At 57.6% G+C, this 22,490-nt stretch carries 4 protein-coding genes; all 4 read right to left on the reverse strand.

Annotated elements, in window-relative coordinates; genetic code table 11:
• Positions 1-220: 220 nt before the first annotated feature.
• Entirely contained in the window at positions 221-1,954 is a 1,734-nt protein-coding gene (locus NSQ58_RS01180; RefSeq protein WP_341056761.1) for an ABC transporter ATP-binding protein, read from the reverse strand.
• Complete coding sequence (locus tag NSQ58_RS01185) at positions 1,951-3,777, reverse strand: ABC transporter ATP-binding protein (RefSeq protein ID WP_341056764.1); 1,827 nt, start codon at positions 3,775-3,777, stop codon at positions 1,951-1,953. Before NSQ58_RS01185 ends, NSQ58_RS01180 begins: the two co-directional genes overlap by 4 nt.
• Entirely contained in the window at positions 3,767-7,075 is a 3,309-nt protein-coding gene (locus NSQ58_RS01190; protein WP_341056765.1) for a non-ribosomal peptide synthetase, read from the reverse strand. The genes NSQ58_RS01185 and NSQ58_RS01190 overlap by 11 nt, the downstream gene beginning before the upstream one ends.
• 154 nt (positions 7,076-7,229) lie before the next feature.
• The gene (locus tag NSQ58_RS01195) at positions 7,230-22,196 is read right to left on the reverse strand and encodes an amino acid adenylation domain-containing protein (protein WP_341056766.1); all 14,967 of its coding nucleotides are present in this window, start codon (positions 22,194-22,196) and stop codon (positions 7,230-7,232) included.
• Between the last annotated feature and the right edge of the window lie 294 nt (positions 22,197-22,490).

Raw genomic sequence — 22,490 nt, forward strand, 5'->3', positions numbered from 1 at the left:
TCCCGGTTTAGAGATTCTTTATAGATAGGCTTTGTACCTAGATGTCACTTAGTCACTCTTAGAAGAACCGCGCAGGCCATTCCCGGAACGGCTCCTTCGGACTCTTCCTCCTTTTTCGTGTCTACGTTTTCTGGTAACTACCGGTTATAAAGTCATACCTTGGATTACTAAAAGACTCTGTCGCATTCGCAAGCAGGAAGCCGCCCGCCGTAAAGCGGGTCTAGCCGTACAGCCGGGCGTAATAACCCCCGAGCGCCAGCAGGTCCTGATGGCGGCCCCGCTCGACGACCGTCCCTTGGTTCATGACGGTAATCAAATCCGCATGTTCCACGGTGCTGAGACGGTGGGCGATCAGAATGGTGGTGCGCCCCTTCATCAATACGTTCAGGGCCTGCTGTACCCAATGCTGGGATTCATTATCCAGCGCGGAAGTCGCTTCGTCCAGCAGCAGAATCGGGGCGTTTTTGAGAATCGCCCGGGCGATCGCAATTCGCTGCCTTTGTCCGCCCGACAACGACGCTCCTCTCTCTCCCACCGGCGTTTTATACTGTTCAGGAAGTTCCTGAATGAAATGGTGAGCGTACGCCGCTTTGGCCGCTTCGATCACTTCTTCATCCGTTGCATCCGGGTTGCCGTAGCGGATGTTTTCCTCAATCGTGCCGGTAAACAAGAACGGCTCCTGCGGAACGTATGCAATCTGCCTGCGGATTTCGTCCAGCGTGTAATGGCCGAACGGTTTGCCTTGGAGCAGGATTTCTCCGCTGTCCACAGGATAAAAGCCGAGCAGCAGCTTGATCAGCGTACTTTTGCCGCTGCCGCTGGCCCCCACGATAGCGGCGACCTGGCCGGGAAACACCTGCATGGACATGTCGACAAGCACCTTTTTATCCGCCTGATAGGAAAATTCCACATCGCGAAACTCCACCGCAGCCTCCGACACGAGCTCGCTGTGAGGAGATCCCAAACTCTCCGGTTCCTCTTCCTCTCTTAGTACCTCTTGAATCCGGTGAGCGCCTGCGAGCGAATTTTGGGTCATCGACAGAACCATCCCCAAGTTCAACAAGGCGTGCGTCAGATTCACTTGCAGAACCGCCAGGGCGGCAACGCTTCCCATTCCCATCAGTCCGTAGGCATAAAGAAGACTGCCGATGACGATAATGCCGCAGAACGTGACGTAACTGATAAAATGGTTCACCGCAGCCTGCATGCCATTCTTCTGCGCGGTTTGCCGAAGCGTCTGCGTCATTTGTTCGTTCAACGCCTCATACTGGCCGTAAATCGTGCGGATGCGGAACAGCTTCACCAATTGAATGCCGCCCATAAAATCTTTGAATTTTTCGGTCATTTTACCAAACGTTTGCAAGCCTTGTTCGGACAAGGCGCGAATATCCCGCGCAAATTTCAGGCTGACCACGGAGGACAGCAGCAGAATGACGAAGGATACGCCGGCAAACCGCCAATCGATCAACACCATAGAGACAATGGAGCCGATGCAAAAGACAACCTGAAGCAGCAAAACGAAGTAAACCTGCGAGAATGTAAACTCAACGGTCGTTACGTCGTTGTTCACCCGTGACAGCAAGTCCCCATGGTGGGTCTGCTCCAGGAATCTCGGCCGCACCCGGCACAGCTTGTCATAAAGACGTTCGCGGATATTCAGCACAGTCAGCTCGACACTGCGCTGGTATAAGTAAATGAACCAGGGAGAAATTATATTTTCCAGGAACAGGGCCGCGCCCAAAATAATAAAGGCTTCGACCATCAGGGACGTATCTCGGGACACGGCGAAATCAACCAAGTTATGTACGACCAAACTGAAGGCGATCAGGAACAATGTCTGGGTGAGCGCCGTCACGGCCAGGCCAATGGCGTACTGGGTTTTGCGCTTGCGGTTCATAAACATCAGCAAGTAGCCGAGTTCTTTCACTTGCGAGAGCCATCCGCCCTTTTTCATGTGTACGCCACCTCCCTGCGTTCGGCAGACTCGGTAAATTCCTGGTAGTACGACTGGGCGTACAGTCCCTTCATCTCCAGCAATTGTTCATGAGGGCCCTTTTCAACAATATTCCCTTGTTCCATGACCCAAATTTCGTCGGCGTTTTGTACTGTAGAAAGCCGGTGGGCAATAACCATGGTCGTTCTCTGCTTCATCAATACGCCCAGCGCTTCCTGAACCGCGCTTTCCGACTCCGGATCAAGAGCCGACGTTGGCTCGTCCAGCAGCAGAACGGGAGCATCCTTCAGAAAAGCCCGGGCCATTGCAATGCGCTGGCGCTGCCCACCGGACAAGAAGCCTCCGCGCTCTCCGACATACGTCTGGTAGCCGCCCTCAAGCTGCATAATGAAGGAATGCGCCTGAGCAGCTTTAGCGGCTTCGATAATCTCTTCCATCGACGCTACTTCCCGCCCGTAACCGATATTTTCGGCGATCGTGCCGCTAAACAAATATGAATCCTGGGTTACCACGGAAAAATGTGACCGAAGCTGCTCCGGATCGGCGCCGTGGATCAGGCTGCCGAACACGCGGATCTCGCCCTGATCCTCCGGAAGCGGATAAAAGCCGCATACAAGCTTAAACACCGTACTCTTCCCTCCGCCGCTCGCTCCGACAAGCGCGATCGTCTTCCCTTCCGGCACCGAGAAGCTAACATTCCGCAGGATCGGGGAGCTCTCCTCATACCCGAAGGTTACGTTCTGAAACTCGATGGGGGCGGCGCTCGCTTTCGGAAGCGAACGGCCATTTTCCGTTTCGGTCGGCTGCTCGACGATTTCGGAGACCCTTCTCAGGGCACCGGTCATTTCGAACGTCCGTGTGATGAGCTCGGGAATATGCTCCAGCGGCTCCAGACACAGATTCAGCAAGTACAGGAAGGCGATCAGCTCTCCCGCGCCTAGCTGCCCTTTGTAGATCAAATAGCTTCCGTAACTGACGGCGAAAATGATCGGGCTAATCATCAGCGTGGAAAGCAGCGGGTTGACCCAGGCTTCCCGTTTTTTCACGGCCAGCTTTTTTTGAGCCGTCAATTGCAGCAGCACTTGGTAGGAGCGAGATAGCATGCCGGATAGCAGATAGCTTTTTACAATAGGCATACCCCCAAGCGTATCCTGGAGGTTGACGTTCATTCGGCCCATGTTCGCCTGGACTTCCTCCGTCAACCGCTCCAACTGCTTGCCGATCCATTGGGAAACCAGCAGCGCTACGGGAAATAACAGCAGGCTGTACAGCATCAGCTCCCATTGGAGGTAGATCAAATAAGCGAAACAGCCGATGAACAATAGCGGATGATAAAACCACTGGGCGAGGTCCCGAATCATAAACTGCTGGATGAGCTGCAGGTCGTTGTTGATCCGCGACAACACGTCGCCGGAGTGCTGCTTTTCCAAATAGGAGATCGGGAGTTTGCCGATATGACGCATGACATGGTTGCGGATATCCTGCACCGCAGAGGCGCTGCTTCGCTCCACGCCGAAGCTCATGAAAAACTTCGCCGGCACACCGATCAAGATGACCACAAAGACCGTGTACACGATTTGCAGAACGATTGGCCCCGCCCCCTTCTCGGCCTGGGTGGTCAGCTGCTCGATCAAACTTCCCGTCCATATCTCAATAACGGCGGCTGCAATCGCGGACAAGGTACCGACGATCATCCAGCCTTTGTGACGGCTTACATAGGACATCAGCCAGCGGAACGCTTTCCAGGCGGCGTAAGCGGTTTGGCGCTTGGAAGGCGCCGCTGTGCCTTGTTCTTGAACAGACGGCTGCCGGTCAGCTTCCATGCAGTACCCCGGCCTCCGCTTCGATCTGCCGCTTGACTTGCTCTAAGATGTCCCGGATGACAACGGCCGTTTCGTCCACGCGCGCGAGTTCCAGCAATTCCTCGTGCGCGCCCTCCAGCCGGTAATCGGCGTAAGCTTGCGTCGTTGCCCCCCGCCAGGACGGCAATTGGTGCTCCAGGCGGAACGCTTCGCTGTCCTTCGCAATCAGTTCGTAAATCCGGGCCGGGATCGTGCCGGAATTAATAAGCTGCGCTTCGTACGCCAAGGTCGCTTTGACCTTCCGATGAACCCGCTCCCGCACGAGCGGGTTGCTCATTAATTCCTTCTCTTCTTCGTCGAAATCAGCAAGCATTTCTTCAAGCTCTTTCTCCGACGTTTCGGAAGGCGTCAGCGCGTCCTTAATCCACGAGTCCACCATGAGCACGTCCGTTACGGAATACCCTCTTTTCTCCATCGTTTTGGCTACCTCGAACGTCAGGTTGCCTCCGAAGCAGTAGCCGAGCAGCACGTAAGGTCCTTCCGGCTGGATGCGGACGATCTCGTCCACATAACGGTTCAGCATGGCCTTGTAATCGACGGCATCGTCGATAAAATCAATGCCGTAGAGCACGAACCGGCCGTCGAGCCTGCTTGCGAGCTCTCGATAACCGATGCCGAAGCCGCTGCCCGGAGGGAAGCAGAACACGTTCAGATCTCCTGCTTTATTCAGCTTAATGAAGGAGTCTCCTCCTTTATCCAGGCCGAGATCCCCCTCTCCGAAAGCCATGGCTTCAACTGTTACATTATGGAATTGGCGGTTCAGCGGTATCTCAAATCCCGTTTCATCATAAACGGCTTGAACGAGCCTCATCAGACTTAACGAATTGCCACCCAACTCAAAAAAGTTATCCTTTACGCCGACCTGCGGAACGCCAAGCGTATCCTGCCAGACGCGGGCGATCTTCATTTCAAGCAGCGTTCTCGGCGCGACATATTCCGCTCCTCCGACCGCGGCTTCCTCCGGCGCGGGCAGCGCTTTGCGGTCGATTTTCCCGTTCGGGGTCAGCGGCATCCGCGAAAGCTGCACGAGGTGCGAAGGAATCATATACCCCGGAAGCTGCTTGGCGAGCTCCTCCTTGAGTTCATGCGCCGCCAGCCTCGTTTCCGCGACGTAGTAAGCGACAAGCTGCTTTTGGCCGTTCGCGTCGTCGCAGTCGAGCACCTTGGCTTCTTGCACGGCGGCGATCTTCAGCAGTTGCGTCTCGATTTCGTCCAGCTCGATCCGGTACCCGCGGATTTTCACCTGGTGATCGATCCGGCCCAGGTATTCGATGTTGCCGTCCGGCAGCCAAGTCGCCAAGTCGCCCGAGCGGTACAGTTTCTCCCCCTCCGCAAACGGGGAATCGACGAACTTCTCCGCCGTCAGATCTGGACGGTTCAGGTATCCTCTCGCAAGCCCTTCCCCGGCCACGTACATTTCGCCCGCTACGCCGATCGGCACAGGGCGGTGGTTTTCATCCAGGACGTACACCCTCAGCGTCGGGATCGGCTTGCCGATATTGCTCTTCGCCGCCTCCATTTCGACCCACGTGATTTCCTTATACGTCACGTGAACCGTCGTCTCGGTAATGCCGTACATATTGATCAGCTTCGTCTCCGGGTACTTCGTTTTGAAGCCCTTGAGCAGCAGCGGACTGAGCGCTTCGCCCCCGAAGATGACGTTGCGAATCCGCAGATCGTACGGATGGTCCGCCAAGACCTTACGCAGCAGCTGGTAGAAGTACGTTGGCGTCTGGTTCAAAATCGTGACCTGTTCGCGGCCCAGCAGCGCCAGGAAATCGACCGGATTTTTCGCCGTGAGCGGCGGTACGATGACCAGCTTGCCTCCGTTCAGCAGCGCTCCGTACATTTCCCAGACGGAGAAATCGAAGCAGAACGAGTGGAACAGCGTCCACGTGTCGGACGGCCCGAAGTCGAACAGGTTCTTGTCGTTGAACAGGAGCCGCACGACGTTCTTATGCTCGATCAGCGTTCCTTTCGGTCTGCCGGTCGTTCCCGACGTGTAGATGACATATGCCAGGTTGCCCGGCCCGGAAATCGGCTCCAGGTTCGAAGCGTCCAGCGCATCGGCGGCGTCCGCCCCTCTGTCGCCCCAAACGAAATCGTCCAATTCGAGGCGCGTTCCTGCGAAGTCGGTCTTCTCGTGCAGATGCTTTTGAATCAGCAATAACGGCGCGCCCGAATCCTCGATCATGAAGCGGATGCGCTCCTCCGGGTAGTCGGGATCGACAGGCACGTATGCTCCGCCCGCTTTGAGAATCGCCAGAATGCCGACAACCATATCGAGCGATCGTTCGGCCAGAATCGCTACCAGCTGGTCCGCTTCTACTCCCGTCTCCCGCAGCTTCCGCGCAAGGCGGTTGGATCGCTCGTTCAGCTCGCGGTAGGTCAACTGCCCCTCGTTCATGACGGCGGCCACGTTGTCCGGGTAAAGCTCCGCCTGTTCTTCGAACAAGCCGTAAATCGTTTTCCCCCGCTCGAACCCGGTTTCGGTGTCATTAAATCGCTTCAGCAGCGTCTCCCTCTCGTCTGGGGACAGCACATCGGCTTGTCCGAGCTCCAGATCCGGCTGAAATAAAAGCACGGACAGCAGCCGAACAAGATGGTCGGCCGCCTGTTCCACAAATGCCCGCTCGTACCACTGCCCGTCAAAGCTTATTTCCAGCTCGATGGAATGGTTTTGGCGGTCGAAGCGAAAAACCGTATCGGCCGCCACCCGGTTGCCCAGCGGTTCCGGATGAATCGGTGCAAAGGATGCGACGGTGTTGATGATTGGTAGGCCGTCCCCCGTATAGTCCAGATGGAGCGGCTCCACCATTTTCCGAAAAGGCAGGTGCTGATGCTCCAGCGCCTCGCCGATGGAGGCTTTGATGCCCCCGAGCAGCGTTTTCAGCGTAGTCTGGTGGCTTACGGACGTCTTGATCACCAAGATGTCCTGCGGCGGCGGAGTCCCGTCGGGGTCTGCGCTATAAGAAGGCATGCCGACCAGCACTTGGTCCCGCCCGGTATATTTGAACAGCAGGCTTTTTACTCCTGCCAAAACAATCATGTACAAAGCCAAATCCGAACCGTTGGCGAGGCAAATGATTCTTTCCGAGAGTTCGCTCGGCAGAGTACGGTAAAGCAAGCCCGGCTCGGCCGCAGCTTCCCCGTCGGCGGATAATTTGGAGGATTGACTGTAGGGAAGGAAGCTCAGGCTGTCATCGGCGTCAAACTTGCCGCTCCAGTACCGTTCTTCCTTTTCAAACAAAGATTTCATTTGTACCTCCCCTAAAAATGAAGTGACCGCATGCCCTGGCGCAGGTCCGAAAAAGCTTGCTTTCGGCCTGCGCGTTTACGGGCTTGGACGTTGTTCGCCGTCTTCCTTGGGATGCGCGCCGCTTTCGCTTGACGGCGGAGGCGCGCTTGTAGGATTAGAACGCGAATTCGATCGTATCGACGGCACTCTTTGCGCCTGCCGCCGGTTTATGACATTCAATCCGACTTAGCTCGAGTTGTGGATTTTCCGCAATTTGAGACAGTACCCGCAGGTAATCCTCGGTCAAGGTGCGGATCATCGCTTCTTTGAACAGCTTGGTGGCGTAGAAAAGGCCCCCGCTCAGCGCCCCGTTGTTTTCATACATAAACAGCGTCAGATCGAACTTCGCTTCTTCCAAATGGTCAAGCTCGTAAGTCTTCAGGCTGACCCCTTCCAGCTCGGCGTCTCGTTCTTCGATATTTTGCAAGTCGAAAACGGCATCGAACAGCGGGAAGCGGCCCGGCTCCCGCTTCACATTCAAACGCTCCACGAGCTCCTCGAATGGATAATCCTGGTTCTCGAAAGCACCCAAAGCCGTTTCCTTCACTTCTTCCAGGTAGGACAAGAACGTTTTGTCGCCCGACGGACGATTGCGGATCGCCAGCGTATTGACAAACATCCCGATGACCGATTCCAAATCGGCGTTCGTTCTTCCCGCCACCGGGGTGCCCACGACCAAGTCCTCCTGCCCGCTGTACTTGGACAGCAGCACGGTATAAGCCGCAAGCAGCACCATGAACAGCGTGCTTTCACGCTCGGCCGCCAATTTGCGCAGCCGCGCAGAGAGAGAAGCTTCGACGTCGAACTCCAGATGCGCGCCTTCGTAGCTGCGAGCCGCAGACCGTTCGTAGTCCATCGGCAGGTCCGCCGTCGGCAGCTCGCCTTCGAAGGTTTGCAGCCAGTACGCTTCCTGCCGCCCGATCCGCTCTCGGTGGGCCTTCGACTGCTGCCAAACGGCATAATCCTTGTATTGAATGCGCAGTGGCGGCAGTTCTTCCCCGGCGTAGAAACTTGAGAACTCATCGATCACAATCGCCATCGATACGCCGTCGGACACCATATGGTGCATGTCGAAAAGGAGAATATGCAGGTTCGACTCCAGCTCGATGACCCCGGCTCGCAGCAGCGGCGGCTTGCCGAGATCAAACGGACGAACGAAGCTGCGGACGATCTGCTCGATTTGAACCGCATCTTCTTTATCCGCTTGATGATGCTCGATAGCAAAATCGACCTGCGGGTAAATCCGCTGAACCGCTTCGCCCTTCACGATTTCAAAACCGGTGCGCAACGATTCATGCCGTGTTATCAATTTCCGCAAGGCGGCTTCCAACCGGTCTAAATCAAACTCGCCTTCCACCTGCACCAGCTCCGGCATGTTGTAAAGCTGATCCGCTCCATCCAGCGTGTGCTGAATGAACAGCCGTTTCTGCGCGGAGGACAGAGGGTAGTACTCTCTCTCCTCCGCTTGAGGAATGGCCTCATGCTCCCGCCGTTCCATCCGGGCGATCGCCTCGGCCATCGCCGCAATCGTCGAGTGACGGAATACGTCGCGCAGCGGCAGGTTGACGTTTAATTCCTTAAATACCTTGCCCGCCAGCGTCGTCGCTCGCAGGGAGTGGCCGCCGATGTCAAAGAAGTTGTCGTGAACGCCAATCTCCTTCGCAAGCCCCAGCACCTCCTGCCAAATCGCCGCCAGCTTCGTTTCCAGCTCATTGCGCGGTGCGACGTACTCCGTTCCGCTTCCCGCTTCCCCTTCCGGCGCCGGCAGCGCCTTCCGGTCAATCTTTCCGTTCGGCGTCAGAGGCAGGCGCTCCAGCTCCACGAAGTACGACGGGATCATGTAGCCCGGCAGCTCCTGCGCCAGCGCGCCGCGCAGATCGTTCACTGCCAGCTCCGCTCCGGCATCCGGCGTGTAATACGCGCATAGCGCCTTCTGCCCGTTCGCGTCACTTCGAACCAGCACCACCGCTTCGCGCACGCCTTCCACCCGCAGCAGCTGCGACTCGATCTCGCCCGTCTCGATCCGGTAACCCCGGATTTTCGCCTGGTTGTCGATCCGGCCGATGAAGTCCACGTTGCCGTCTTCCATCCACCGCGCCAAGTCTCCCGTGCGGTACAGCCGCTCGCCCGCGGCGAACGGGCTGTCTACGAACTTCTCTTCCGTCAGCTCCGGACGGTTCAAGTACCCGCGCGCCACTCCGACTCCGCCGATGACCAGCTCGCCCAGCACCCCGACCGGCACCGGATTCAGATGCGCATCCACGATGTAGAATTTCGCATTCAGCCACGCTTTGCCGATCGGCACATGGCCTGTCTGCGGCAGCTTCGCCAGCTCCTCGTCGTAGAAGCTTGAGTCGATCGCCGCTTCCGTCACGCCGTATGCGTTGATGATCCGGAACAACGAGCCGAAGCGTTCCTGCAAGGTCCGGTAATCCGCCACGCTGCAGCTGTCCGAGCTCGTGATCAACAGCTCCAACCGGCTCATGTCCAATTGCTGCTCGTGCACGTACTCCAGGAACGGCACGATCAGCGCCGGCGTCGATTCGAAGATGGTGACCCGCTCCCGCTCAATCCAGTAGTGCAGACGAGACGGATCGATCCGGTCGTCCTTCGGCACAATCACCATCGTGCCTCCGTTATACAGCGTCCGGGCGATATCTCCCACGAACACGTCAAACGAGAAGCTTGCGAGCTGCAGCAGCCGCACCGGGAACTGATCCAACCGGTATTCCCGCCGGTAGCCCGCCGCCGTGTTCACCAGGCTGCGGTGCTCGATCATCACGCCCTTCGGCTTGCCCGTCGTTCCCGACGTGTAGATCACGTACGCCAGGTCCTCCGGACGGCATTCGTGCAAGTGATCATCCGCTTCCAGCGGCGCATTCGCCCGCTCGTCGCTGTACGACGCTTCATCGTCGAGGTACAGCACCGCCGCCAGCGCCAGCTCCTCTTCGCCGAGCCATGCTTCGGCACGCTCTCGCAGCGGCGTTTGCGTCAGCAGCACCTTCGCTCCGCTGTCTTCAAGCATGAACCGCACGCGGTCCGCCGGATAATCCGGGTCGAGCGGCACATACGCACCGCCCGCTTTCCAGACGGCCAGCACGGCCACCAGCAAGTCCACCGAACGCTCGGCGAGAATGCCGACGATCGTCTCCCGGCCGATGCCGCTTGCGCGCAGCGTGCCCGCCAAGCGGTTCGCCCGCTCGTTCAGCTCCGCATACGTAAGCCGGTCGTTCTCGTACACGACGGCCTCCGCTTCCGGCGTGCGCTCCGCCTGTTCCTCGAACAGCCAGTGGAACGCGGCCGCAGGAGCCGCTTCCGGCTGCGCCGGGTTAAACGCGCCGAGAATTTGTTCTTTTTCCTCTGCCGTCAGCAAGTTCAGCTCGGCGATCTTCGCATCCGGACGGCTTACGATCGTTACGAGCAGCTGCTCGTAATGTTTCGCCAGCCGTTCGATCGTCTCCCTTTTGTAGAGAGCCGTCGCATATTCGAAGCTGTAATCCAAGCCGCCGTTCTCCTCGCCCACATCCAAGCTGATATCAAACTTCGCGGTATCCAGTGCGCTCGGATAAGGAATCAGGCGAAGCCCTTCCAGCTCAAATTCCTCGTTCTCCGTATTCTGCATTGTAAACAGCGTGTCGAAGAGCGGATTGCGGCTTAAATCACGGGTGACTTGCACCTTGTCCACCAATTCTTCGAACGGATAGTTTTGATGCTCGAAGGCGTGGAGGGTCGTTTCTTTGACTTCGTTCAGGTATGACAGGAATGTCTTCTCCGAAGCCGGATAACTGCGGATAGCCAGCGTGTTTAAGAAAATCCCGATCAACGGCTGCACATCCCCATGATTCCTTCCGGCAATCGGCGTACCGACGATCACGTCTTCCTGACCTGAATATTTATGCAGAAGGACGTTATACGCCGCAAGCAGCACCATAAACAGCGTTGTGCCCGTTTCCGAGGCCAGCTGCTTCAGGCCGTCGGTTTTCGAAGCGTCGAAGAAAAACTCCAGCGTTTGGCCTTCGTAGCTCTGCACGGCCGGACGCGGATAGTCGGTCGGCATTTCCAGCACCGGAAGCTCGCCTTGGAACATGTCCAGCCAGTACGCCTCCTGACGCTGAAGCCGTTCCTTCTGCTCCTGCGAATGCTGCCAAACGGTGTAGTCTTTGTACTGAACGCGCAGAGGCTCCAATTGCTCGCCGCCGTACAAGCGGACGAATTCTTCAACAAAGATTTCCATCGAGACGCCGTCGGAAATAATATGATGCATGTCGTACATTAGAATATGGCGTTCCGGAGCCAGCTCGACAAGGCCTACCCTCAGCAGCGGAGGCTTCGCCAAGTCAAACGGACGGACGAAACGGCGAACCGTCTCTTCGGCCTCTTGCTCATCCACTCGATAGAACTCCACAGCAAAATTCACGTCATGGTATAACCGCTGCGATGCTTCGCCATCCACCATTTCGAACCCGGTGCGCAGCATTTCATGCCGCGCCACGAGCTTACGGAACGCTTCTTCGAACCTTGTCCGATCCAAAGCACCCTCCAGCAGCATCGCTTCCGGCATGTTGTAGCTAAGCTCCGCGCCTTCCAGTTGATTCAGGATAAAGAGACGTTTTTGAGCAAAAGATTGCGGGTACACCTCCCGGTCATCCGCCACCGGAATGGCAACGAATGTCTGCTCATCCAGCCGGGAAATGGCGGATGCCATGCTCTCGATCATGGAATGGCGGAACACGTCACGCAGCGGCAGATCCACGTTCAACTCTTTATGAATCTTGCTGACCAGCGTCGTCGCCCGCAGGGAGTGGCCGCCGATGTCGAAGAAGTTGTCGTGAACGCCAATCTCCTTCGCAAGCCCCAGCACCTCCTGCCAAATCGCCGCCAGCTTCGTTTCCAGCTCATTGCGCGGTGCGACGTACTCCGTTCCGCTTCCCGCTTCCCCTTCCGGCGCCGGCAGCGCCTTCCGGTCAATCTTTCCGTTCGGCGTCAGAGGCAGGCGCTCCAGCTCCACGAAGTACGACGGGATCATGTAGCCCGGCAGCTCCTGCGCCAGCGCGCCGCGCAGATCGTTCACTGCCAGCTCCGCTCCGGCATCCGGCGTGTAATACGCGCATAGCGCCTTCTGCCCGTTCGCGTCACTTCGAACCAGCACCACCGCTTCGCGCACGCCTTCCACCCGCAGCAGCTGCGACTCGATCTCGCCCGTCTCGATCCGGTAACCCCGGATTTTCGCCTGGTTGTCGATCCGGCCGATGAAGTCCACGTTCCCGTCTTCCATCCACCGCGCCAAGTCTCCCGTGCGGTACAGCCGCTCGCCCGCGGCGAACGGGCTGTCTACGAACTTCTCTTCCGTCAGCTCCGGACGGTTCAAGTACCCGCGCGCCACTCCGACTCCGCCGATGACCAGCTCGCCTAGTACCCCGACCGGCACCGGGTTCAGATGCGCGTCCACGATGTAGAATTTCGCATTCAGCCACGCTTTGCCGATCGGCACATGGCCTGTCTGCGGCAGCTTCGCCAGCTCCTCGTCGTAGAAGCTTGAGTCGATCGCCGCTTCCGTCACGCCGTATGCGTTGATGATCCGGAACAACGAGCCGAAGCGTTCCTGCAAGGTCCGGTAATCCGCCACGCTGCAGCTGTCCGAGCTCGTGATCAACAGCTCCATCCAGCTCATATCCAGCCGCTGCTCGTGCACGTACTCCAGGAACGGCACGATCAGCGCCGGCGTCGATTCGAAGATGGTGACCCGCTCCCGCTCAATCCAGTAGTGCAGACGAGACGGATCGATCCGATCGTCCTTCGGCACAATCACCATCGTGCCTCCGTTGTACAGCGTCCGCGCGATATCTCCCACGAACACGTCAAACGAGAAGCTTGCGAGCTGCAGCAGCCGCACCGGGAACTGATCCAACCGGTATTCCCGCCGGTAGCCCGCCGCCGTGTTCACCAGGCTGCGGTGCTCGATCATCACGCCCTTCGGCTTGCCCGTCGTTCCCGACGTATAGATCACGTACGCCAGGTCCTCCGGACGGGCTTCATGGAAGCTGTCGGTGCCAACATTCTGATGGCTCTCATCGCCGTCGTCCACAGCATCCGTCAGCTTGCCGGAGACCATGCCGGAGACAATCGGCGCATTCGCCCGCTCCTCGCTGTACGACGCTTCGTCGTCCAGGTACAGCACCGCCGCCAGCGCCAGCTCCTCTTCGCCGAGCCAGGCTTCGGCACGCTCTCGCAGCGGCGTTTGCGTCAGCAGTACCTTCGCTCCGCTGTCTTCAAGCATGAACCGCACGCGGTCCGCCGGATAATCCGGATCGAGCGGCACATACGCCCCGCCCGCTTTCCAGACGGCCAGCACAGCCACCAGCAAGTTCACCGAACGCTCGGCGAGAATGCCGACGATCGTCTCCCGGCCGATGCCGCTTGCGCGCAGCGTGGCCGCCAAGCGGTTCGCCCGCTCGTTCAGCTCCGCATACGTCAGCCGCTCGTTCTCGTACACGACGGCCGCCTCTTCCGGCGTGCGCTCCGCCTGTTCCTCGAACAGCCGGTGGAACGCTGCCACAGGAGCCGCTTCCGGCTGCGCCGGGTTAAACGCGCCGAGAATTTGCTCTTTTTCCTCTGCCGTCAACAAGTTCAGCTCGGCAATCTTCGCATCCGGACAGCTTACGATCGCCGCAAGCAAATGTCCGAAATGAGTCGACAGCCGCCGGATCGTGCTTTCTTTATAAAGAGCCGTTGCGAATTCAAAGCTGCACTCCAGGCCGCCGTTTTCTTCCGTAACATCCACACTCAGGTCGAACTTGGCCGTGCCGTATTCGCTAGGGTACGGGGACAATTTCAGCCCTTCCAGCTCAAACTCTTTATCCTCCAAGTTTTGTAGGGAGAACATCGTGTCAAACAGCGGGTTGCGGCTCAAATCCCGGCTGACCTGCACTTTATCAACGAGCTCTTCGAACGGATAATTCTGATGCTCGTAAGCGCCTAAGGTCGTTTCTTTCACTTCTTCCAGATACGACAGGAAGCTCTTCTCCGAAGCCGGATAATTGCGGAGCGCCAGCGTATTGACGAACATTCCGATCAAAGGCTGCGTGTCTCCGTGCGTTCTGCCCGCAATCGACGTTCCGACGATCAAATCGTCCTGACCTGTGTATTTATGCAAAAGCACGGTATATGCCGCAAGTAGCACCATATACAGCGTCGTTCCTCTTTGAGCGGCCAGCTGCTTCAAGCCTTCGTTCGTTGCCTCGTCCACGAAGGACGTCAGCGTTTGTCCCTCAAAGCTCTGCACGGCAGGACGCGGATAGTCCGTCGGCATTTCCAGAACCGGCAGCTCGCCCCGGTAACGGTCCAGCCAGTAAGCTTCCTCGCGTTTCAACTGCACTTTTTGCTCGTCAGACTGCTGCCATACCGCATAGTCCTTGTATTGAATGTGCAAAGGCTCTAATGACTCGCCGCCGTACAGACGAACGAGTTCCTCGACTAACACGTCCATCGAAACCCCGTCGGAGACGATATGGTGCATGTCGAACATCAGCAAATAACGTTCGGCTGCCAGCTCTACGAGCTCCGCCCGCAGCAGCGGAGGCTTCGCCAAGTCGAAAGGCCGGATGAAGTCCTGCACGACTTCAGGCGCTTCTTCCTCGCTCGTATGACGGTACTCGACGGCAAAGTCGACGCTCTCGTAAATGCGCTGTATTGCTTCGCCTTGTACGATCTCAAAGCCGGTTCGCAGTGTTTCGTGCCGTGCGATCAGTTCGCGGAAAGCCTTCTCCAGCAGGCTCCGGTCAATCGATCCTTCCAGCAGCAGCACGCCCGGCATGTTGTAGCTCTGATCGGCCCCTTCCAGCTGATTCAGGATAAACAGCCGCTTCTGAGCTGAGGAAAGCGGATAATATGCTCTTGCGCCTGCCAGCGGAATCGACGAGAACGACTGCTCTCCGATCCGGGAGATGGCAAGAGCCATCTCTTCGATCGTCGAGTAGCGGAATACGTCGCGCAGAGGCAGCTCGACGTTCATTTCCTTCTGAATCTTGCTGACAAGGTTCGTCGCCCGCAAGGAGTGGCCTCCGAGCTCGAAGAAATTGTCTAGGACTCCAATGCCGGAGTAGCCCAGCACTTCCTCCCAGATCTTCACAAGCTGGGACTCCGTCCGGTTACGCGGCGCTACGTATTCGACGCCCGTTTGTATGCCGCCTTGCGGCTCCGGCAGCGCTTTGCGGTCCACTTTGCCGTTGGTCGTCAGCGGCATGCGCTCCAACTGCACGAAGTACGACGGGATCATGTACCCCGGCATTCCCTGGGCCAGCGAGGTTCTCATTTCGCTGACCGTCAGCGTTCGGTCCGCCACAAAGTAGGCGACAAGCGCCTTCTCGCCCCCGCCGTCCTGACGGGCGAGCACCACCGCTTCTTCCACGCCCTCGACGTTCAGCAGCTGCGTCTCGATTTCGTCCAGCTCGATCCGGTACCCGCGGATTTTGACCTGGTGGTCGATCCGGCCCAGGTATTCGATGTTGCCGTCCGGTAGCCAAGCCGCCAAGTCGCCCGAGCGGTACAGTTTCTCCCCCTCCGCAAACGGGGAATCGACGAACTTCTCCGCCGTCAGATCCGGACGGTTCAGGTATCCTCTCGCAAGGCCTTCCCCGGCCACGTACATTTCGCCCACTACGCCGATCGGCACTGGGCGGCGGTTTTCATCCAGGACGTACACCCTCAGCGTCGGGATCGGCTTGCCGATATTGCTCTTCGCCGCCTCCATTTCGACCCATGTGATTTCCTTATACGTCACGTGAACCGTCGTCTCGGTAATGCCGTACATATTGATTAGCTTCGTCTCCGGGTACTTCGTCTTGAAGCCCTTGAGCAGCAGCGGACTCAGCGCTTCGCCCCCGAAGATGACGTTGCGAATCCGCAGATCGTACGGATGGTCCGCCAAGACCTCACGCAGCAGCTGGTAGAAGTACGTTGGCGTCTGATTCAAAATCGTGACCTGTTCGCGGCCCAGCAGCGCCAGGAAATCGGCCGGATTTTTCGCCGTGAGCGGCGGTACGATGACCAGCTTGCCTCCGTACAGCAGCGCTCCGTACATTTCCCAGACGGAGAAATCGAAGCAGAACGAGTGGAACAGCGTCCACGTGTCGGACGGCCCGAAGTCGAACAGGTTCTTGTCGTTGAACAGGAGCCGCACGACGTTCTTATGCTCGATCAGCGTTCCTTTCGGTCTGCCGGTCGTTCCCGACGTGTAGATGACATATGCCAGGTTGCCCGGCCCGGAAATCGGCTCCAGGTTCGAAGCGTCCAGCGCACCTTCGGAGTCCGCTCCTCTGTCGCCCCAAACGAAATCGTCCAATTCGAGGCGCGTTCCTACGAAGTCGGTCTTCTCGTGCAGATGCTTTTGAATCAGCAATAACGGCGCGCCCGAATCCTCGATCATGAAGCGGATGCGCTCCTCCGGGTAGTCGGGATCGACAGGCACGTAGGCTCCGCCCGCTTTGAGAATCGCCAGAATGCCAACGACCATATCGAGCGAGCGTTCGGCCAGAATCGCTACCAGCTGGTCCGCTTCTACTCCCGTCTCCCGCAGCTTCCGCGCAAGGCGGTTGGATCGCTCGTTCAGCTCGCGGTAGGTCAGCTGCCGCTCGTTCATGACGGCGGCCACGTTGTCCGGGTAAAGCTCAGCCTGTTCTTCGAACAATTGAACGAGCGTCTTCCCGCGCGGAAATTCCGTGGTGGTGTCGTTAAAACGTCCGAGAAGGTCGGCCTTTTCCGCCTCCGTCACTAGTTCCAGCTCGCCCACGGTAATTTCCGGGTTATCCGTCACTTGCTCCAGCAGATGGACGAGATGCCCCTTGAGCCGCTCGATGCTGTCTTTATCGAACACTTCGGCGTTAAAGTCGAACCGAATTTCGATCTCGGCTCCCGGCACCACGGTCACGTTGAAGTTATAGTTCGTCTGCTCCTCCATCTGAACGTCAGCGATCGTCAGGTCGCCGTGCTGCTGGTCGCCCGCCTGCTCCATCTGCTCGTCCACCGGATAGTTCTCGAAAGCGATGATATGGTTGATCAGGTTCTGCTTTTGCATGCTGCGGGCTTGAATTTCATACAACGGATAGTAATCATATCGCCCGGACTCCAGCGCACGCTCTTGGAGCTTCGCCATCATATCGGCGAACACGGTGTCGGCTTCGCTCGTGACGCGGACCGGCACCGTATTGATGAACAGCCCGATCATGGACTCGATGCCCGGGATTTCCACCGGTCTTCCGGCCACGACGCTGCCGAATACGGCATCGTTTGTTCCGTTATATTTTTGCAGCATCACGCCCCAAGCGGCTTGCAACAGCGTATTGACCGTAACCAGGCGCTCTTTCGCCACCCGATCCATCCGCTCGCTCAACTCCTTGCCCAGCTCGGTTGTGACGTGATCAGCCGTAAATCTGCCGTTCAGCGCCGGTTCCTTTTGTTCCGGGAGTACAGTTTGCCCTTCATAACCTGACAGGAATGCCGTCCAATAGCCGGATGCCGCCTGATCGTCCTGTTTCTCCAACCATTCGATATAGGCGCCATAATCCGATCCCTTATCTCCCGCTGGCTGCTTGCCGGATGCCAAGGTCGAGTACGTCTCAAACAGCTCCTGCGTCAGCTGCGCCAGGCACCAGCCGTCCATCAAAATATGCTGGAAACTCCACAGCACATGATAGCTTTGCTCTTCGGTGCGCAGGATCGTAACCCGAACGAGCGCGTCATGTTCCAGGTCGAAGCCGCGAAGCTTGTCATCCTCGGCCTTTTTATCCAAATACGCTTGTTTCTCGTCCACCTGCAAATGAAGCAGCTCTTCATATTCAAAGCCGACCGGCTTGTCGCGGTATATGATTTGCAGCGGCTCGCCCGCCGGTCCTTTCACAAAATTCGCCCGCAGCACCAGATGACGTTTCGCAAGCTCCATCCAGCTCCTCTCGAAAAGCTGGACGTCGAGCGCTCCCCGCATCGTAAACCGCGTCTGCTCGAAGTAAGCGGCAGTTTGCCGGTCAAGCGCGCTGTGGAACCACATGCCCTTCTGCATCGGCGTAAGCGAGTAAATATTTTCGATTTCCCCGAGATGGCCCGAGCGCTGGGCGATTTGCTCCAATTCCGCGATGGTCAAGCCTTTAAATTGCACGTCGCTCGGCGTCAATTCGGTGTTTTCTTTGCCTGCGCAGTGGGTAATGAGCTCTCGGAGACTTTGCTCAAGCCGCTGAGCGAAGGCTTCCATCGTTTCCTTGCGATACTGCTTCCGGCTGTAGCTGAGATCGAGCGATAAAGTGCCGTCCAGCACCATGCCGTTGATATCCAGCACAAAGCTGCGGGCCTGCCGGTCGCTGGCCGGGCTGCCGCTGGAATAAGAAGATATGCCGATCTCGTCCTGATTGACATCATCGTCGAACTGGCCGAGGTAGTTAAAATTAATTTCCGGCTCTGCGCCCCAAACAAAGCCATCCTCCGATTTGGAGAGATAGCGGCATACGCCGTACCCAAGCCCCTTGTTCGGAATGCGGCGCAAGCTTTCCTTGACCTGTTTAATCTGATAGGCCAAATCCCGGTCGGTTTCTGGCTCCAGGACGACCGGAAACTTGGTCGTAAACCAGCCGACTGTGCGCGTGATGTCGATATCCGTTCCGATCGATTCGCGTCCGTGTCCTTCGAGATTGATCCGCACCCGTTCGTGTCCCGTCCACTTGCGAACGGCTATGCCGAGCGCCGTTACCAAAATATCGTTCATTTCGGTGTTGTAGGCCCGGTGAACCCGCTTCAGCAGCAGCTCCGTTTCTTCGGGAGTCAAACGGACGAACAGCGATTCGCTGTCCTGCTGCGTCGTAACGTCCGCCTCCAGATCCTTCGGCACGGCCGGAACCGCAATTTGTTCCACGGCCTGCCAATAGGCCCGTTCCTTCGCCATCTCCGGGCTTTGCGCGTAAGCGGCTAACTGCTCGGACCAAGTGCGGTACGCATCCGTTTTCGCCGAGAAACGAATTTCCTCGCTTTTGCCGGCCTGCTCGTAACCCAGAGCGAAATCCTCCATCAAAATGCGCCAAGACACGCCGTCCACCACGGCATGATGAACCGCGAGCAGCAAATGATCGCCGTCCGCGCACCGGAACAGTCCCGCCTTCACGAGGGGCCCGTTCTCCAGATCGATGCCCGCTTGAATGTCCGTTGCCTTCGCTTCCACAGCCTGCGCGGTATTCTCCGCATCCTTGAAGTCGAACACGTCCAGCGTGAACAGCCCGCCGTCCTGAATCGCGCGGTTCCGCGCGCTAAACCCTTGTTCCGTCTTGCGGAACACCATCCGCAAGGCGTCATGATGCTCGGCCAGCTTTTGCAGCACCTGACGCACCGTCTCTTCGTCGAAGCGTTCCTTCCGGTACAGCATCACCGACTGGTTGAAATGATGCGGGTCCGCAAAGGAGCTCTCGAAAAACCAATGCTGAATCGGCGTCAGCACCGTTTCACCCATTATTTCGCCTTGATCAATGGTACGTCCGATCGGTTTCACATGCAGGCTGAGCTGTGAAATAGTCGGATATTTGAACAAATCCCGGATTTCCAGCTTGTACCCGGCTTGATGAAGCCGCGAAGATACTTGAATGGACTTGATCGAGTCTCCGCCCAGCTCGAAGAAATGATCCGTTACCCCAACGCGATCGGCGTTCAATACCGCCTGCCACACATCGGCAAGCGTCCGCTCGGCTTCATTGCGGGGAGCTACGTACGCGCCGCCGGTCAGCGCGTTTCCTTCCGGAGCGGGCAAAGCCTTCCGGTCGATTTTGTCGTTCGGCGTGAGCGGCATCTGCGGAAGCTGAACAAAATGCGCCGGAATCATGTAATTCGGCAATTTTTGCGCCAGCGCGCTTCTTAGCTCGCCGAGCGTAAGCGGGCGCCCCGCGACCAGGTAAGCGCACAGTTCTTGCCCGCTTTTGCCTTCCCGCGCGATTACGATCGTCTCCTGCACGGAGTCGATCTTCAGAAGCTGCTCTTCAATCTCGCCGATCTCGATCCGGAATCCACGGATTTTCACCTGATGGTCGATCCGGCCCAAGTACTCAATATTTCCGTCCGGCAGCCAGCGGGCGAGATCTCCCGTCCGGTAAAGGCGTTCTCCCGGCGCAAACGGATGTTCCACGAACTTCTCTGCCGTCAGCTCCGGATGGTTCAGGTAACCTCTCGCAAGCCCCACGCCTGCCACGCACAGCTCGCCGTCCACTCCCGGAGGCACAAGCTGCAGGTGGGCATCCAAAATAAAAATCCGGTGATTGGCCAGCGGGCGCCCGATCGGAATGACTCTGCCCTCCGGCTGCTCCTCATCCGCATCCCAAAGTGTCGTAACAATCGAAGCTTCGGTAGGGCCGTAAGCATTGAAATAGTGGACCTTGCGTTTCCACTGCTGCACGAATTCGGCCGATACCGCCGAGCCTCCCGTTACGAGCTTCGTTAAGCTGGGAAGGCGGTCCGGGTTCAAATAAGCACTGTACGTCGGAGGCAAAATCGCCGCCGTAATCGCATGCTCGTTCATATAACTCTCGAACAGGCGGTTGTCGAGAATCGTCTCGGCCGTCGGGATGTACAAAGCCGCGCCAAAATAGAGCGCTTTGAACACTTCCCAGCAGGACGCGTCGAACGACAGGCTGGCGAATTGAACGATCCGGTCATGCTCCGTGATGCCCAGCCTGTCCGCGAACATCAGCTTCAAGCTGACCAAACCGCGATGCTCCAGCATGACCCCTTTGGGATTGCCCGTCGTACCTGACGTATAGATGACATAAGCCAGATCGTTCGGACCGCTGGCCGGCTCCAGGTTCGAGCCATCGTCGCTGTAGGCCTGCTCGTCATCCAGCGCCACCACGGTCCCTTCGAACGGCACCTGCTGCAGCAGGTGCCGTTGAGTCAGCAGCAGCTGCGCATTCGAGTTCTCCAGAATGTAGCGGATGCGTTCTTCCGGGTATTCCGGGTCGATCGGCACGTAGGCACCGCCAGCTTTCAGAACCGCCAGAATGCCAACGACCGTCTCCAGCGATCTCCTGACCATCAAGCCTACCAGCTGATTGGGCAGCACGCCGACCGATCGCAACGTCCGCGCCAGCCGGTTCGCCCGTTCGTTCAGCTCCGCGTACGAAAGCCGCCGCCCCTCAAAGACAACCGCCGTCGCTTCGGGCACCCGCTTCGCCTGCTCCTCCACGAGCTGATGAATCGTCCGATCACGGGGATAGTCCTTCTCGGTATCGTTAAAGCTTTGCAGCAATTGAAATTTCTCGTCTTCCGACAGCATGTCCGCCCGCACGATGTCCAGCTCCAACTCGTGAAGCCCCACGGCCAGCAGGCGATTCAGATGGCCGACGACCCGAGTCATAAACTCGGAGTCATATAAGTGCTCGTTATATGACAGCGCTAGCTGTATCGTCCCGTCGGTTAAGCTGAATTCAAAGGAACAATCCGTGACCACATTTTGCCCGATTTCGTCCAGATGCAGCTCCTTAAGGGATACTAGCGTATGGATGACGGGTATACCGTCTGCATATTGCAGGTCCAGCTTCTCCGTCATTTTCAAGAACGGAATATGTTGATGCTGAATCGCTTCCGGCAAGGAAGTCCTCAGCTCGCTCAGAAGCGTTTTAAAAGTCGCACCCGCCGAAAGCGAGTTTTTCAAAATGACCGTATGATTAACGGATCGACGCGTCTCCGTCGGTTTCCGTACAACCGGCATGCCGACCAGAATGTCAGAAGCGCCTGTGTATTTATGCAAGAGTGACTGAACACCGGCGAGCAAAATCATAAAAGCGGCCAGCGGAGCGCCCTTGCTCATTTGAAGGACGCGCTGCGCCGCTTTTTCCGAAAGCGAACCGCCCACGGTTTTCATAATGGGCGCCAGGGAGCTTGGAGCTTTGCTGTAAGGCAGCGGCGTCAAGGTATAATCGTCGCTACCGAATTTTTCGTTCCAAAACAACGTTTCTTTTTCAAAAGCCATCTGGATCGTTCCCCTCTCTTCATCGGTAAAAGCAATCCGGCGGAGCATATGCCGCAGCAACGCTTCAGCCTCGCTCCCCGCCTTTTCAAACATGTGACAACAATGTCAATGGCTTTCGCCAGGTCACCGCTTCGCTTGCCCGTTTGATCGCATGCGGCAATCCTCTGCCTAGCAGCTGTCCCGCTCGGCTCCCATGCGTGAAAGACAACAAAGAGCATCGTTCTACGCAAGAGATGCAGCTGCTTCCGGCTCCTCTGCTTCAATATGCTTGCTGCGGACGAGCCGCCCGAAGACGGGCTTTGGTTTAACATTGGGTTCGGAATTAGATTTGGGGGTGGACAAGGGATGTTCCACCCATCGATGTTAGGCTTGCTGTAGGGTTCCGGC

Origin of the sequence: Paenibacillus sp. FSL M7-0134 (genome assembly GCF_038007865.1) — a bacterium.
In the GTDB taxonomy this organism is placed as follows: domain Bacteria; phylum Bacillota; class Bacilli; order Paenibacillales; family Paenibacillaceae; genus Paenibacillus; species Paenibacillus polymyxa_B.